This window comes from Mycolicibacterium sp. XJ879 (genome assembly GCF_053483935.1).
The window spans coordinates 145,309-160,802 of sequence record NZ_JBEFTH010000010.1; the positions used below are offsets into that span (position 1 = coordinate 145,309).

Annotated in this window: 20 protein-coding genes; 11 read left to right on the forward strand and 9 right to left on the reverse strand. The window is 68.8% G+C overall.

What is annotated here, in order from left to right; genetic code table 11:
• Positions 1-9: 9 nt before the first annotated feature.
• From ABQF13_RS20515 to ABQF13_RS20545, 7 genes are all read right to left on the reverse strand, one after another.
• Positions 10-549 carry a YbhB/YbcL family Raf kinase inhibitor-like protein gene (locus ABQF13_RS20515; protein ID WP_448394620.1) on the reverse strand — a complete coding sequence of 180 codons (540 nt, stop codon included), beginning with the start codon at positions 547-549 and terminating at the stop codon, positions 10-12.
• A gap of 48 nt (positions 550-597) precedes the next feature.
• Positions 598-1,212, reverse strand: coding sequence for a methyltransferase family protein (locus ABQF13_RS20520; protein ID WP_448394621.1), 615 nt, complete (start codon positions 1,210-1,212; stop codon positions 598-600).
• A gap of 11 nt (positions 1,213-1,223) precedes the next feature.
• On the reverse strand, positions 1,224-1,835 hold the full coding sequence (locus ABQF13_RS20525) for a cation efflux transmembrane domain-containing protein (protein WP_448394622.1): 612 nt from the start codon (positions 1,833-1,835) through the stop codon (positions 1,224-1,226).
• Positions 1,835-2,164 carry an ArsR/SmtB family transcription factor gene (locus ABQF13_RS20530; protein ID WP_448394623.1) on the reverse strand — a complete coding sequence of 110 codons (330 nt, stop codon included), beginning with the start codon at positions 2,162-2,164 and terminating at the stop codon, positions 1,835-1,837. Before ABQF13_RS20530 ends, ABQF13_RS20525 begins: the two co-directional genes overlap by 1 nt.
• A 109-nt stretch (positions 2,165-2,273) precedes the next feature.
• Positions 2,274-3,110, reverse strand: a complete 837-nt coding sequence (locus ABQF13_RS20535; protein ID WP_448394624.1) for an enoyl-CoA hydratase/isomerase family protein — start codon at positions 3,108-3,110, stop codon at positions 2,274-2,276.
• On the reverse strand, positions 3,107-3,964 hold the full coding sequence (locus ABQF13_RS20540) for a ribokinase (protein ID WP_448394625.1): 858 nt from the start codon (positions 3,962-3,964) through the stop codon (positions 3,107-3,109). Before ABQF13_RS20540 ends, ABQF13_RS20535 begins: the two co-directional genes overlap by 4 nt.
• 28 nt (positions 3,965-3,992) lie before the next feature.
• Entirely contained in the window at positions 3,993-4,667 is a 675-nt protein-coding gene (locus tag ABQF13_RS20545) for an HD domain-containing protein (RefSeq protein WP_448394626.1), read from the reverse strand.
• Between the two features lie 91 nt (positions 4,668-4,758).
• Between ABQF13_RS20545 and ABQF13_RS20550 the strand changes: the two genes are divergently transcribed.
• The 11 genes from ABQF13_RS20550 (at position 4,759) to ABQF13_RS20600 (ending at position 13,530) form a co-directional block, all read left to right on the forward strand.
• A complete protein-coding gene (locus tag ABQF13_RS20550; RefSeq protein ID WP_448394627.1) occupies positions 4,759-5,781 on the forward strand; it encodes a GlxA family transcriptional regulator in 1,023 nt (340 codons plus the stop codon).
• Positions 5,781-7,037 (forward strand): glutamate-5-semialdehyde dehydrogenase, encoded by a 1,257-nt coding sequence (locus ABQF13_RS20555; RefSeq protein WP_448394628.1) that lies wholly within the window; start codon positions 5,781-5,783, stop codon positions 7,035-7,037. The genes ABQF13_RS20550 and ABQF13_RS20555 overlap by 1 nt, the downstream gene beginning before the upstream one ends.
• A 16-nt stretch (positions 7,038-7,053) precedes the next feature.
• Complete coding sequence (locus ABQF13_RS20560; protein WP_448394629.1) at positions 7,054-7,929, forward strand: AAA family ATPase; 876 nt, start codon at positions 7,054-7,056, stop codon at positions 7,927-7,929.
• A gap of 1 nt (position 7,930) precedes the next feature.
• Positions 7,931-9,379 carry a vWA domain-containing protein gene (locus ABQF13_RS20565; RefSeq protein ID WP_448394630.1) on the forward strand — a complete coding sequence of 483 codons (1,449 nt, stop codon included), beginning with the start codon at positions 7,931-7,933 and terminating at the stop codon, positions 9,377-9,379.
• 90 nt (positions 9,380-9,469) lie between these two features.
• Positions 9,470-10,111, forward strand: a complete 642-nt coding sequence (gene nadD / locus ABQF13_RS20570; protein ID WP_448394631.1) for a nicotinate-nucleotide adenylyltransferase — start codon at positions 9,470-9,472, stop codon at positions 10,109-10,111.
• Entirely contained in the window at positions 10,108-10,476 is a 369-nt protein-coding gene (gene rsfS / locus ABQF13_RS20575) for a ribosome silencing factor (RefSeq protein WP_448394632.1), read from the forward strand. Before nadD ends, rsfS begins: the two co-directional genes overlap by 4 nt.
• Positions 10,473-11,141, forward strand: a complete 669-nt coding sequence (gpgP, locus tag ABQF13_RS20580; protein ID WP_448394633.1) for a glucosyl-3-phosphoglycerate phosphatase — start codon at positions 10,473-10,475, stop codon at positions 11,139-11,141. The genes rsfS and gpgP overlap by 4 nt, the downstream gene beginning before the upstream one ends.
• Positions 11,131-11,862 (forward strand): diglucosylglycerate octanoyltransferase, encoded by a 732-nt coding sequence (octT, locus tag ABQF13_RS20585; protein WP_448394634.1) that lies wholly within the window; start codon positions 11,131-11,133, stop codon positions 11,860-11,862. The genes gpgP and octT overlap by 11 nt, the downstream gene beginning before the upstream one ends.
• Complete coding sequence (locus ABQF13_RS20590) at positions 11,853-12,689, forward strand: DegV family protein (RefSeq protein WP_448394635.1); 837 nt, start codon at positions 11,853-11,855, stop codon at positions 12,687-12,689. The genes octT and ABQF13_RS20590 overlap by 10 nt, the downstream gene beginning before the upstream one ends.
• Positions 12,690-12,739: 50 nt before the next feature.
• Complete coding sequence (locus ABQF13_RS20595; protein ID WP_448394636.1) at positions 12,740-13,060, forward strand: ArsR/SmtB family transcription factor; 321 nt, start codon at positions 12,740-12,742, stop codon at positions 13,058-13,060.
• Complete coding sequence (locus tag ABQF13_RS20600) at positions 13,057-13,530, forward strand: SRPBCC family protein (RefSeq protein WP_448394637.1); 474 nt, start codon at positions 13,057-13,059, stop codon at positions 13,528-13,530. Before ABQF13_RS20595 ends, ABQF13_RS20600 begins: the two co-directional genes overlap by 4 nt.
• 81 nt (positions 13,531-13,611) lie before the next feature.
• Here ABQF13_RS20600 and ABQF13_RS20605 read toward each other — a convergent pair whose 3' ends face one another.
• Positions 13,612-14,664, reverse strand: coding sequence for an NAD(P)H-dependent amine dehydrogenase family protein (locus ABQF13_RS20605; RefSeq protein ID WP_448394638.1), 1,053 nt, complete (start codon positions 14,662-14,664; stop codon positions 13,612-13,614).
• Positions 14,665-14,674: 10 nt separating this feature from the next.
• Positions 14,675-15,481 (reverse strand): SDR family NAD(P)-dependent oxidoreductase, encoded by an 807-nt coding sequence (locus ABQF13_RS20610; protein ID WP_448394639.1) that lies wholly within the window; start codon positions 15,479-15,481, stop codon positions 14,675-14,677.
• Between the last annotated feature and the right edge of the window lie 13 nt (positions 15,482-15,494).

Sequence of the window (15,494 nt, forward strand, 5' to 3'; positions counted from 1 at the left end):
CTAGCGCGGTCAGCGTTCGTAGGTGCCCGTCAACGCGCCGCGCGCCAGCACGTGCCCGGCGATTGCGGCGAGAAACGCCTTGTGGTCGGTCACGTCGTCGGGAACTTCGGTGTCGAGCGCCAGCAGCATGAACCGGTAGTGGTGTGCACCGTGACCGGGGATGGGTGCGGGCCCGACGTAGGAGTCGCCGAACGCCTTGACGAACCGCACGCCGGCGGCGCCGGGCTTGAGTTCGCCTTCGTCGAGGCTGCGGCGGTCCGCCTCGATCAGCGCGATCGTATGCATCAGCGGTTTGGGGCCGGGTACGTCGACGTCGTCGATGACGAGCGCGAGTTGTCGGGTCGGTGCCGGCACGCCGCTCCAGCGCAGCGGCGGCGAGATGTTGTCGCCGACGGCTGACCCGGCATGTTTCTGCGGGATCGGGCCGCCCTCGTCGAACGCGGGGCTGGTGACGTCGACGGTGTCGGCGCCCGCGTACTCGGGTGCGGCGAGCGGGCTGCGGTGCGCGCCAGCGCGGAACCGCCTGAGCAGCTTTCCCACAATCGGCATGCCCGGCAGTCTAGTCAGCGATTTCGGTGCGCCAAGTCGCGGTGAGCGCTACGCAGCGCACCGAAATCGCCCGAGGCCCGGGACGAAGCGGCCGACCCGCGCGGTGTACTCGCGGTACTCGTCGCCGTGCACCGACAGCAGGTAGGGCTCCTCGACCACTCGGACCTGAAGCTCGATGGTGACGACCAGAATCCCGAAGCCCATCAAGGCCACCAGATTCGGTGTCACCACGGCGATTCCGAGTCCGAACACCAGCATCGCGGTGAAGATCGGGTTGCGCACCACGGCGAACACTCCGCTGCGCACCAGCGTCGTCGTCTCGTCGTGGTCGACACCGATCCGCGACGAATCACCCATGTCCAGTTGCGCGTACACCGTGCCCGCGATGCCGAGGACCGCGAGTACCACCCCGACGACGTTCAGCCACGTGTGATCCAGAATCGGCAGTGGCGCGACGACGCCGAGCAGTTGCAGGGTCGGCGCGAACACCGCCGCGGCCATCGCCACCACGAAGCCGACACCGGCCAGCCATTCGACCGAGCCGATGCGGCCGCTGATTCCGCGGAACCCGGTCGAGCCGGTGCGTCGCCGCTGAACCCAACTGCGCCAACCGAATCCGAGCAGCGCGAAGACACCGAACAACACCAGTGCGATGGCTGGCACGGCCCCTCCTCTCATGAACAGCAGGTGTCTCCGCGCCAGGCGTTGACGCCTTCACGAACGGCGATGGCAGCGATGCCCAGGGCGGCGACCGGATCGGTCCACGACCACCCGAGCAGCGCATTGAGCACCAGCCCGATCAGCAGGATCGCCGACAAGTACGCACACAACAAGGTCTGTTTGGAGTCGGCAACGGCCGAGGCCGACCCCAGCTCGCGTCCGGCGCGCCGCTGCGCCCACGACAGCACCGGCATGATCACCAGGCTCAGCGCGGCGAGCGCGATGCCGATGCGCGACGGCCGCGCCTCGCCGATCCCGAACAGCGACAGCGCCGCGTCGACGGTGATGTAGGCCGCCAGCGCAAAGAACGAGAACGCGATGAACCGCAGCGTGGGCTTCTCCCGTGTCTCGGGGTCCCGGGCCGCGAACTGCCAGGCGACCGCTGCCGCGGAGGCGACTTCGACGGCCGAGTCGAGCCCGAAGCCGATCAGCGCCGTCGACGACACGCGAGTGCCCTCGGCCAGCGCGACGATCGCCTCGATCACGTTGTAGCTGATGGTCGCGGCTACGAACAGCCGGACGCGGCGGATGAGGACGTCACGCCGGGCCGCCGTCGTCGCCGGCATCAGCAGCACTCCTGAGAATCGGTCGCCGGACAACAGGCTGGGTCGACCGCCAGCACCAGACCGATCAGATCGTTAAGCGCGTGGGCGATCCGGGCGTCGGCGAGTTCGTAGCGGTTGCGCCGACCTTCGGGCTGCGCGACGACCAGCCCGCAGCCGCGTAGGCACGCCAGGTGGTTGGACAAGATCTGGCGCGACACCCCGATCTTGTCGGCCAGCTCCGACGGATATCCGGGGCCCTCGCGCAGCATCAGCAGGATCTCGGCGCGGGTCGGGTCCGACAGCGCACAGCCGAACCGGGACAACGCGTCGCTATGGGTGACGGTCTGCATGCAGCAGACAGTACAGCAAGTCCTGTATTCATCAAGGGCTGAACTATTGCGGCGTGATTTCGGTGCGCAAGCCAGCGGTGAGCGCTGGTTTGCGCACCGAAATCGCCGGTTACAGGCGGCCGTCGAGGCGCAGGTCGGGGTGCACCCAGTCCGGCGAGCGCCGCTCCTTGAACGACCGGAACCCCTCCGTCGCCTCGGGGGAGGAGTAGCTGGCTTGCATCCCGATGCGGTCGAACAACCCGAGATAGTTGTCGATGCTGGACTTGACCACGCCCCGAGCACCCGGCGCAGTCCGGGCGCACTGGGTGAGCACCTCGCGGGCCTGCTCGAGCAACTCGTCGTGCGGCACCACCCGGGCCACCATGCCCCAGTCCAGCGCCTCCTGCGCGTCCAGCGTGCGGCCGGTGAACATCAGGTCGCGGGTGCGCACCGGTCCGATCAGCCGGGTCAGCATCTGGCTGTAGTACGTGTCGGCGATACCGCGCAGCAGTTCGGGCACCCGGAACGTGGCCCGGTCGCTGACCACCGCCATATCGCTGCACAGCGCGATCTGCAGGCCGCCGCCCTGACACAGCCCGTTGACCGCCGAGACCACCGGTTTGACCGACTGGCGCAGCGTCTCGAACGGCGTCACGTCCATGCCCAGCGCCGAACCGAACGTCAGCCAGTTGTCGCTGCCGTCGCCGCCGCCCATGTCGCCGCCCGGGGCGAAGACGTCGCCTGCCCCGGTGATGAGCAGGCCGGCCAGGTCGGGGTCGGCGTCGACGTGGCGCACGGCGTAGCGGATGCCGAAGTACATCGCAGGCGTCATCGCGTTGCGCGCCTCGGGCCGGTCCAGGGTGCAGACCCCGAACGGCCCCTGGCGGGTGAAGCGCAGATACGGGGTGCCCAGCCAGTCGCCGTCGGGTGGACGGGGTGTGCTGCTGCTCGGCTGGGTGGTCGTCATAACTGCCTTTCTGCCTTTCGGATGGTTACCGCATCGTCGATCGCCTCGGCGTAGGGGGCGCAGTCGCCCGCACCCGGCACCAGGGTGGCGAGGGCCCCGGCTGCGCATGCGCGGCGCAGCGCGTCCTCGTGACCGTCGGGCCACCCGGCTGCCAGCACACCGGCGAACACATCGCCCGCGCCGGTGGTGTCGACGGCTTTCACCGTCGGCGCGCGCACGTCGAACCGTTCGTCGGCACCGAGATAGCTGGCGCCGCGGCGGCCCCGGGTGATCACCAGGTGCGGGACCGGCCAGTGCCATTCGCGCGCCTCGGCCTCGTTGACCACGACGACGTCGGCCAACTCGGCCAGGGTCAGCAGGTGGTGCGGTTTGGCTCCGGTCGGGGAGGCGTTGACGATGACGACCGCGCCTGCGGTGCGTGCGGTCCGCGCGGCAGCGATGGCGGTGGCGACGGGGATTTCCAGTTGCAGCAGCATCACGTCGCAGTCGGCGATGACGGCCTGCGCCTCGGGGGAGTCCACGCTCAGCGCGGCGTTGGCGCCGGGGGCCACCGCGATGGTGTTCTCGGCCGAGGAGTCGACCGTGATGATGGCGGTGCCGCTGGGCCCTGCCAGGCTGACCACGCCGTCGAGCCCGACGTCATTAGCGCGCAGGTGCGCCCGCAGCTGGTCGGCCGCCGCGTCGCTGCCCAGCGCCGCGACCAAACGCACCCGGGCGCCGGCCCGCGCCGCGGCCACTGCCTGGTTGCCGCCCTTGCCGCCCGGCGACGTCGACATCGACGACGCCAGCACGGTCTGGCCGGGTCGGGGTAGGTCGTCCACGGCGAAGATGAGATCGAGATTCACGCTGCCCACTACGCACACCCGCGCCACTCTCCGGACGTTAAAGAGCGCTGTGCGGTTTGACAACCGTTGGGGGCTGGTCGTTCCACCCGGCCGCCGCGACCAGGTCGAACCACGACAGCGCCCCGGCGTCGGGGTAGTACACGGCGTGCACGTGGGCGGGAAACGTCAACGGCTCACCCTTGGCGGGATTGTGGTGCACCTGGCGTGCGATCACCTCGGCCAGCGCATAGCCCAGATCGTGGCGCGGCCAGGCGGCGTGCACCCGCTCGGCGAAACCCGACCTGAGCTGTTCGCGGCCCAGCCCGACGACGTCGGTCGCGATGCCGCGCTGGGCGACTCCTTGGACCGTGCCGAAGCGATGCGCCAGGCCGGGGCTGGTGTGCAGCGCGATGGTGCTCCACACGGTCGCGGTGCGGGCTTCATCGACGCCTTGGTTGCGGAGGAACCGCGCGGCGGCGTCGGCGCCGTCGACCTCGAACCGCTGGTCACCGTTGGCGTAGTCGGTAACCCCGAGGTCGTGCAGCAGGCACGCCACGAAGACCAGTTCGTCGTCGTAGTCGCGGCCTGCGCGCAGCCCGTCGCCGGCGGCCAGCTCGCGGGCGAAAAGATAGCTGCGCACGCAGTGGTGGTAAACGAACTCCGGAGATACCTCTTCGGCCAGCCGGCGCGCGGACACGGCCAGGTCGGAGTCGGGCAGTTCGAACGATGTCATGGTCGTCCTTTCGTCGGTTGATGCCGAGACTGGCGGAACACAGCTGCACCGATCTAGTGGCTGGAAAGACAAACTTCTTTAAGATCTAGCCATGGGAGTGCGCACGGTTGCGGTGCTGGCCCCGCCGCGGGCCATCGGGTTCGAGGTGATGACGCCGGGGCAGGTGTTCGGGATGGCGAACCGGGCTGCCACCGAATCTGCGCTCGGCGCACCGGTTTACGAGATCCGGGTGTGCGCCCCGGGTGGTTCGGTGGCCACCGTCGCGGCGTGGGGTGAGATGCGGTTGCACACCGATCACGACCTCGACGCTGTCGTCGGCGCGGACATCGTGGTGGTCGCCGGCTCGGAGAAGTTTCTCGAACCGCCCGATCCCGATGTGACCGCCGCGCTGCGGGCGGCGGCGGCGGGCGGAAGCCGTGTCGCCTCGATCTGCGTCGGCGCCTTCACCGTCGCCGCCGCAGGCCTGCTCGACGGCGTCCGCGCCACCACCCACTGGCAACTGGCCGCCGAGCTCGCGCGCCGGTATCCGGCCGTCGACGTCGACCCCACGGTGCTGTTCGTCGACAACGGTCGAACCCTCTGCTCGGCCGGCGTCGGCGCCGGGCTCGACCTGTGTTTGCACCTCGTCCGCGCCGACCACGGCGCCGAGCTGGCGGCCGCCGCCGCACGCCGGCTGGTGATGCCGGCATGGCGCGGCGGCGGGCAGTCCCAGTTCGTCGAGCACCTCGATCCGGCGCCGGCCGGACATCCACTTCAGGACACGGTGGACTGGATGCGACGCAACGCGCAGGCTCCGCTGGACCTCAAGGCGATCGCCGATCACGCGACGATGAGCGTGCGCAGCCTCAGCAGGCACTTCCGCGATTACCTCGGTACGACGCCGTTGGACCTGCTGGTGCGGATGCGGGTGGATCACGCCCGGCGACTGTTGGAAGCCACCGACCTGCCGGTGCACCGGGTAGCCGAGGAGTCCGGTTTTGGCTCGGAGGCCGCACTGCGCCATCACTTCGGGCGCCTGGTCGGCGTTCCGCCGCAGAAGTACCGGTCGAGCTACCATCCGCGCCTACCCGACACGTGTCCAACGGCCCGGACACCGTTCGATACGCTGGGGTAATGACTGTGCAGGCCCCCTCGCTACCCGGTTTGCGCGAACACGTCCACGACGCTGCCCGCCGTGCCCGCGTCGCGGCCCGCGCGCTGGCCACCCTGAGCACCGAAACCAAGAACCGTGCGCTCAACACCGCCGCCGACCACCTGCTGATGCACGTCAGCGAGGTCCTCGCAGCCAACGAAGCCGACCTCGAGGCGGCCAGAGCCGCGGGCACACCCGAGGCCATGCTCGACCGGCTCGCGCTGAACCCAAACCGCATCGAAGGCATCGCCGACGGGCTGCGGCAGGTCGCGCGGCTGCCCGACCCGCTCGGCGAGGTGCTGCGCGGCAGCACCCTGCCCAATGGGCTGCAGCTGCGCCAGGTGCGGGTCCCCCTCGGCGTGGTCGGCATCGTCTACGAGGGCAGGCCCAACGTCACCGTTGACGCGTTCGGTCTGACGCTGAAATCCGGTAACGCGGTGCTGTTGCGGGGCAGCTCGTCCGCGGCGCGCTCCAACGCAGCCCTGGTCGACGCGTTGCGCGCGGCGTTGGCCACCGAACTGCTCGACGCCGACGTCGTGCAGCTGCTGCCCAGCGAGGACCGGGCCAGCGTCACCCACCTGATTCAGGCTCGCGGCCTCGTCGACGTCGTCATCCCGCGCGGCGGGGCCGGCCTCATCGACGCCGTGGTGCGCGACGCGACGGTGCCGACGATCGAGACCGGGGTGGGCAACTGCCATGTCTACGTTGACAAGTCGGCCGACCTCGACGTCGCCGAGCGGATCCTGCTGAACGCCAAGACGCGCAGGCCCAGCGTCTGCAACGCCGCCGAGTCGGTGCTCGTCGACGCCGCGATCGCCGAGCAGGCGGTGCCGAGGTTGACCAAGGCGCTTTCCGACGCCGGGGTGGCCGTGCACGGCAGCCCGTCCGAGGACCAGTTGCGCGCCGAGTTCCTGTCGATGGACATCGCGCTGGCGGTGGTCGACGGCGTCGACGGCGCGATCGCCCACATCAACGAGTTCGGCACCGGGCACACCGAGGCCATCGTGGCCACCGATCTGGCTGCGGCCCAACGCTTCACCGCTCAGGTCGACGCGGCCGCGGTGATGGTCAACGCGTCGACGGCGTTCACCGACGGTGAGCAGTTCGGGTTCGGCGCCGAGATCGGCATCTCGACCCAGAAGCTGCACGCCCGCGGCCCGATGGGGCTGCCCGAACTGACATCAACCAAGTGGATCGTGTGGGGCTCGCCCGTGACTGGCCACACCCGCCCGGCCTGAATCAGGAGTTACTACCTTGACTGTCCCCGCACGCCCGGCGCCGCTGTTCGCCGACATCGACGATGTCGCGCGGCGGCTGGCCGAAACCGGCTATCTGCCCGACACCGCTACAGCCACCGCGGTCTTCCTCGCCGACCAGCTGGGCAAGCCGCTACTGGTCGAAGGGCCCGCCGGGGTCGGCAAGACCGAGCTGGCCCGTGCGGTCGCGCAGTCGACCGGCTCGGGTCTGGTGCGGCTGCAGTGCTACGAGGGGGTCGACGAGGCGCGGGCCCTCTACGAGTGGAACCACGCCAAGCAGATACTCCGTATCCAGGCCGGTTCCGGCGATTGGGATGCGACCCGCGACGACGTGTTCTCCGAGGAGTTCCTGCTGTCGCGCCCGCTACTGACCGCGATCCGGCGCACCGAGCCGACCGTGCTGCTGATCGACGAGACCGACAAGGCCGACATCGAGATCGAAGGCCTGCTGCTGGAGGTGCTTTCGGACTTCGCCGTGACGGTGCCCGAGCTGGGCACGATCACCGCCGAACGCGCCCCGTTCGTCGTGCTGACGTCCAACGCCACCCGGGAGCTGTCCGAGGCGCTCAAGCGGCGCTGCCTGTTTCTGCACATCGACTTCCCCGACGCCGAGCTGGAACGGCGCATCCTGCTGTCGCGGGTGCCCGAGCTGCCCGAACATCTGGCCGCCGAACTGGTCCGCATCATCGGGGTGCTGCGCGGAATGCAGCTCAAGAAGCTGCCGTCGGTGGCCGAGACCATCGATTGGGGCCGCACGGTGCTGGCCCTCGGGATGGACACGATCGATGACGCCACGATCGCGGCCACGCTGGGCGTGGTGCTCAAACACCAGTCCGACCAGATCAAGGCCAGCGGCGAGCTCAGGCTGAACTGACATGGCCGTCCGCCGCACCCGTCCGCCACAGCCGCTGGCGCCGCACGGTATTCCCGGTCACCTGGTCGGGTTCGTCGAAGCGCTGCGCAAGCAAGGGATTTCGGTGGGGCCGTCGGAAACCGTGGACGCCGGGCGGGTGATCTCGGTGCTCGGCCTCGGCGACCGGGAGGTGCTGCGCGAAGGGATCGCGTGCGCGGTGCTGCGCCGCCCCGAGCACCGCGACACCTACGACGCGATGTTCGATCTGTGGTTCCCCGCGGCGCTGGGCGCCAGGACCGTGCTGCTCGACGACGACGACCAACCGTTGCTGGATGAGGAAGGGTTGCCGCCCGAGGACGTCGAGGCGATGCGCGCGGTGCTGCTGGATCTGTTGGCCGACAACGAGGAGCTGGCCAACCTCGACGAGCGGATGGCCGCGATGATCGCTCAAATCGTCGAGGCCTACGGCCGGTACAACTCCAGCCGCGGCCCGTCGTACTCGTCGTATCAGGCGCTCAAGGCGATGAACCTCGACGACCTCGAGGGCAGGCTACTGGCGGGGCTGCTGGCGCCCTACGGTGACGAGCCGACGCCCACCCAGGAGCAGATCGCCAAAGCGATGGCGGCCCAACGCATCACGCAGCTGCGCAAGATGGTGGAGGCCGAGACCAAGCGGCGCACCGCCGAGCAGCTCGGCCGCGATCACGTGCAGATGTACGGGGTGCCGCAGCTCGCCGAGAACGTCGAGTTCCTGCGCGCGTCGGGCGAGCAGCTCAACCAGATGCGCCGGGTGGTCGCGCCGCTGGCGCGTACGTTGGCGACCCGGCTGGCGGCGCGTCGGCGCCGGTCCCGGGCGGGTGAAATCGACCTGCGCAAGACGCTGCGCAAGTCGATGTCGACCGGTGGGGTGCCGATCGACGTGGTGCTCAAAAAGCCGCACCCGGCGCGTCCCGAGCTGGTGGTGCTGTGCGACGTGTCGGGTTCGGTGGCCGGGTTCAGCCACTTCACGCTGCTGCTGGTGCACGCGCTGCGCCAGCAGTTCAGTCGGGTGCGGATTTTCGCGTTCATCGACACCACCGACGAAGTGACCGAACTGTTCGGCCCGGACGCCGATCTGGCCGTCGCGGTGCAGCGCATCACCCGCGAGGCGGCGGTGTACACCCGCGACGGGCACTCCGACTACGGCCACGCGTTCGTGTCGTTTCTGGACGGGTGGCCCAACGTGCTGTCGCCGCGCAGCTCCCTGTTGGTGCTCGGCGACGGCCGCAACAACTACCGCAATCCGGAGACCGAGCTGCTGGCCCACATGGTCAACTCCAGCCGCCACGCGCACTGGCTCAACCCCGAGCCCAGGCATCTGTGGGGCAGCGGCGATTCAGCCGTGCCGCGCTACGAGGACGCCATTCCCATGCACGAATGCCGCTCGGCCAAACAGCTGGCGGGCGTGATCGATGCGCTGCTCCCCGTCTGAGTACGGCGCGAACGTGGGTTACCCGCACGCCTCGGCGGCCCGAACCGTGACACGACCCCACATTCGGCGCGAGAAGTAAGCTCGCTGTTTGTGGCTTTTGGACGCAGGCTCGGGGTGATGGGTGGGACGTTCGATCCCATCCACAACGGACACCTGGTCGCCGCCAGCGAGGTGGCCGACCTGTTCGAGCTCGACGAGGTGGTGTTCGTGCCGACCGGCCAACCGTGGCAGAAGCACCACCGCGACGTCACCGCAGCCGAGGACCGCTACCTGATGACCGTGATCGCCACCGCCTCCAACCCGCGATTCAATGTCAGCCGCGTCGACATCGACCGCGGCGGACCCACCTACACCAAGGACACGCTGAACGATCTGCATGCCCTCAACCCGGACAGCGAGTTGTACTTCATCACCGGCGCCGATGCGTTGGCGTCGATCCTGTCCTGGCAGAACTGGGAGGAGATGTTCGCCATCGCGAAGTTCGTCGGCGTCAGCAGACCCGGCTACGAGCTGGACGGTGAGCACGTCGCGGCCGCGGGCAAACAACTGCCTGAGGACGCGTTGACCCTCGTGGAGGTGCCCGCGCTGGCGATCTCGTCGACCGACTGCCGGCAACGCGCCGAGCAGAACCGTCCGATCTGGTATTTGGTGCCCGACGGCGTGGTTCAGTACGTGGCGAAGCGCCAGCTCTACGCCGCCCCACCGTTAGCGACCCAGGGAAGGCAGCAATGAGCGCCTCTGACGAAGCGATCCAGATGGCCACGGTGGCCGCGCGGGCCGCCGCAGCCAAATTGGCCGACGACGTCGTCGTCATCGACGTCTCGAGCCAGCTGGTGATCACCGACTGTTTCGTCATCGCTTCGGCCGCCAACGAGCGTCAGGTCAACGCCATCGTCGACGAGGTCGAGGAGAAGATGCGGGTGGCCGGGTACAAGCCGGCGCGCCGCGAGGGCGCGCGCGAGGGGCGCTGGACCCTGCTCGACTACGTCGACATCGTCGTGCACATCCAGCACCAGGACGAACGCAACTTCTATGCGCTGGACCGGCTCTGGCGCGACTGTCCGGAAGTACCCGTCGACCTGGACGGCCAGACGTGAGGATCCGCCGCCTGGTCATGTTGCGCCACGGCCAGACCGAGTACAACGCGGGCAGCCGCATGCAAGGCCAGCTCGACACCGACCTGTCGGAGTTGGGCCGCGAGCAGGCGGTCGCGGCCGCCGAGGTGCTGGCCAAACGCCAGCCGCGGGTCATCGTGTCCTCGGACCTGCGCCGTGCGCTGGACACCGCCGTGGTACTGGGGGACCGCGCCGGGCTGCCGGTGCTGGTCGACACCCGACTGCGCGAGACCCATCTCGGCGACTGGCAGGGGATGACGCACCTCGAGGTCGACGCCGTCGCGCCCGGCGCGCGGCTGGCCTGGCGCGAGGACGCCCGCTGGGCACCGCACGGCGGGGAGAGCCGGGTCGACGTCGCCACCCGGGCCATGCCGTTGGTCACCGAGTTGGTCGTCGACCAGCCCGACTGGGGCCTTGAGGCACCCGAACGGCCGGTGGTGCTGGTCGCCCACGGCGGGCTGATCGCGGCGCTGACGGCGGCCGTGCTGCGGCTGCCGGTCGACAGCTGGCCGATCCTGGGCGGCATGGGCAACGCCAGCTGGGTACAGCTGTCCGGGCACAGCGACGCCGACGCCCCCGCCGAGCACATCCGCTGGCGCCTCGATGTGTGGAACGCCTCGGCGCAGGTTGCCAACGATGTCTTGTGATCCGCCACCCCGTCCGACCCTGCTCATCTTCTGCGACTCGCTGTCCTACTACGGGCCGACCGGCGGGCTGCCGTCCGATGACCCCAGGATCTGGCCGAATATCGTTGCCCGACAACTGGGTTGGGACGTCGAGCTGATCGGGCGGATCGGCTGGACCTGCCGCGACGTGTGGTGGGCGGCCACCCAGGATCCGCGGGCGTGGGCGGCGTTGCCGCGCGCGGGAGCGGTGATCTTTGCGACCGGCGGCATGGACTCGCTTCCGTCGCCGCTGCCGACCGCGCTGCGTGAGCTGATCCGCTATGTGCGTCCGCCGTGGCTACGACGCTGGGTGCGCGACGGCTACGGGTGGCTGCAGCCGCGGCTTTCGCCGGTGGCGCGCCCGGCCCTTCCCGGGCACCTGTCGGCGGCGTACCTCGAAATGACCCGCAGCGCCATCGATTTCAATCGTCCGGGCATTCCCGTGGTGGCGTGCCTGCCGTCAGTGCACATCGCCGACACCTACGCCAAGGTGCACAGCGGCCGCGACCAGACCGTGCGGGCGATCACCGAGTGGGCGCAACAGCACGACATCGCGCTCGTCGACCTCAAGGCGGCCGTCGGCGAATACGTGATGTCCGGCCAGGGCAACCCCGACGGCATCCATTGGAACTTCGAAGGCCACCAGGCCGTTGCCGAACTGATGCTCAAAGCACTGGTGGAGGCAGGGGTCTCGTGTCCGTAGTCGTAGTCACGGACTCCTCGTCGCGGCTGCATCCCGACGAGCTCAAGCAGTGGCAGATCCGGCAGGTGCCGCTACACGTGCTCGTCGACCAGGTCGATCTGCGCGACGGCGTCGACGAGGTGCCCTACGACGTCCACGAGCTGGCGCGCGCCAGTACCGCGGGGGCGACGCCGGCCGAACTCGCCGAAGCCTATGGACAGGCGCTACAGGACAGCGGCGGCGACGGCGTTGTGGCCGTGCACCTTTCGGCGGCCCTGTCTAGCTCGTACAGTTCGGCGGTGCAGGTCGCCCGCGAGTTCGGCCCGGCGGTGCGGGTGGTCAACTCGCGATCGGTCGCGATGGGGGTGGGTTTCGTCGCGTTGAGCGCCGCGCGTGCCGCGGCATCCGGTGCGGACCTCGACACCGTGGAAACCACCGCACGTGAGGCTGCCGACCGCGGCAGCGTATACGTCGTCGTGCACCGCCTCGACAACCTGCGCCGCAGCGGACGCATCCGGGCTGCCGCGTCGTGGCTTGGCACCGCGCTGGCGGTCAAACCGCTGCTGTGCCTGGACGTCGACGGGCGGTTGGTGCTGGATCAGCGGGTCCGCACGGTCACCAAGGCACACGCGGCGATGGTGGACCGGGTGGTCGACGTGGTCGGTGACGGTCGGGCCGCGGTCGCGGTGCACCACGTCGACAACCATGATGGCGCCGACGCGATCGGTGCGGCGTTGACGACGCGGCTCCCGCAGATCGAGTCGCTCACGGTCTCCGATATGGGGCCGGTGCTGTCGATCCACGTGGGCGCAGGGGCAGTGGGCGTCGTCGTCCAGATTAATCCGTAAGTAACAACGAACGGTTGATACAGACTTACCGTTAGCGTAGACTTACGGATGTGTCCGCTTCTGCATCCGCTGTCCTCGACGCACTGGGCGACAAGACCCGGCGCTCGATTTTGGAGAAGCTGGCCGACGGACCGGCGGCCGTCGGGGTGTTGGCCGAACAGCTGCCGATTTCCCGGCCTGCGGTATCTCAGCATCTGCGCGTACTCAAGGACGCCGATCTGGTGGTCGAATCGATCGCCGGAACGCGGCGGATCTACCGCGTCAACCACGACGGGTTGATCGCGTTGCGCGACTACCTCGACCGGTTCTGGGCGCAGACGCTGGCCGGCTTCAAGGAGACCGTCGAATCTATGGAAGGTGACCAACCATGACGCAAACCCGGCCCGAAATCATCCGCCACCATGTCGTCGTGGCCGCACCGCTCGAACGGGCGTTTCGCGTATTCACCGAGCAGTTCGGGGATTTCAAGCCGCGTGAGCACAATCTGCTCAGCGGTCCGATCGCCGAGACGGTCTTCGAACCCCGCGTCGGCGGGCACATCTATGACCGTGGCGTGGACGGCAGCCTGTGCAAATGGGCGACCATCGTCGCCTACGAGCCGCCGCACCGGGTCGTCTTCACCTGGAACATCGGGCCGACCTGGCAGCTGGAAACCGACAGTGCCCGGTGTAGTGAAGTCGAAGTCGGTTTCACGCCCGAGGCCGCCGACCGTACCCGCGTCGATCTCGAACACCGTCACATCGAGCGCCACGGCGAGGGTTGGCAGGCGGTCGCGGAAGGTGTTGGCGGCGACGGCGGTTGGCCGCTGTATCTGCATCGCTACGCCGGTCTGGTCGACTAACCCCCACCGGCGCGAGCGCTCACCCTGGTACGGAAACTGTCGAGAAAACCGTACGTAGCTGTGCGCTCGGCGCCTCGAGGGTCAGACCGCGGCACGGCCGGTGATCGGCGGCAGGTCCTTGAGCGTGACGATGCCCGGTTCGGCGGCGACGACGGCAGGCACCGCGTTGGTCACCGGCAGCGCCGTGTAGATCATGCCCAGCCCCATGAAGTCGGGTTCGGCCCAGTCCTCGGGCGGCAGACAGTGCAGCACGGTGCGCATATTGGGCAATCCGAAAACCTGAATGACGTGGCCGTGTTCGAGCGGTTTGGGCGGGGTGACGTGGCTGCCCATGATCCAGTTGAACCCCACGCTGACCACATTGTGATCGCCGACCCAGCCGCGGTGATAGCCGTGCACCCCGGCCACCGTGCCCGCCGGAATCTGCATGAAGCCCAGATCGCTGTCGCCGGTGGCGGCGGTGAACGTCACGTCGAACGTCATCCGGTCCAGTTTCGCGCCGATGGCATCGGCCATCATCGCGGCGGATTCGGCGAAGACCTCGCTTTCCCGGCGCACGCTCTCGGCCAGACCCGGTGTGTCGGGATCTTGCGAAAACCCCATCGCGGTCTGGGTTCCCGCGGACTCATAGGTCGAGCAGTCCACCGACTCGGTGATGCGAATCTCGTCGACCCGTTCGCACGCACCGGACAGCACCATGCCGACCATGTTGGACATCCCCGGATGCGCGCCGCTGCCGAAGATCGTGGAATCGCCTTTCTCACAAGCATTTCGGATGCGGCCGAGGTCTTCAGGTGATTGCTTGCCGCCGGTGATCCACGCCGCGCTCGAGCAGACGTTGACGCCGGCTTCCAGCAGCCGCACCAGCTCGTCGATGTTCGGCCACAGCGGGTTGTAGCAGCAGGCGTCGGGCGCAAGGGCCAGCAGCGCGTCGATGTCGTTGGTGGCCGCCACCCCGGTCGGTTCGGGCCAGCCCGCCAGTTCCGCCGCGTCGACGCCGACCTTGTCGGCGCCGTGGGCGTAGACGCCGACCAACTGCATGTCGTCGCGGCCGAGGATGGCGTGCAGCGACCGCCTGCCGATGTTGCCGGTGGTCCATTGGATGACGCGAAGGGGTCGGGGTGGTGCGTTCATCTGCAGGAGGTTACATGTGGGTGCCGCCGTCGACGCGAACCTCGGTGCCGGTCACGAAGTAGGCGTCGGTGCAGCCCAGCATCGCGACCACCGCGGCGACCGCGTCGGGTTTGGCGAACATCGTCCCGTCGTCGACCGCCAGCACGGGCTGAATCTTGCCGAACAGGGAGAAGTCAATGTCGGCGGGCAGACCGGGCCCGACGCTCTGCTTGGATTCGCCGGTGCCGTCGGTCATACCCGACGAAATCGAGCCCGGCTGAACGGAATTGAACCGGATGCCCTCCTTGGCGAACTCGAGGGCCAACGCGTGCGTCATCGCCTGGGTGCCGCCCTTGGACGCGGCATAGGCCGACATGTACGGATGCGCGAACGCCGCCGACGTCGAACTGAAATTCACCACAGCGGGTTTGGTGCCCATGCGCAGGGCCGGGATCGCTTCGCGGGTCACCAGGAAGGTGCCGATCAGGTTGATCCGAAGCACCTGCTCGAAGTCGGTCAGCGTGGTATCCAGAAAGTGCGCCGAGCGCAACACACCGGCCGCGTTGACGAGGGTATCCAGCGCTCCCAGCGTCCGCACCGCCTCGGCGACGCCGGCCTGCACCGACGGTTCGCTGCTGATGTCCATCACCAATGTGGTGAGCCGGTCACCGTGCGGTTCGGCCTTGGCGACGGTGTCCTTCAATCCGGCCTCGCTGATGTCGGCGGCCACCACGCGGCCGCCCTCGTCGAGGATGCGAAGGACGGTGGCCTGCCCGATGCCTGAACCACCGCCGGTGATCAGCACACGACGGTCGGTGTATCGCTGAAGAGATGCCATGCGCCGATACAAC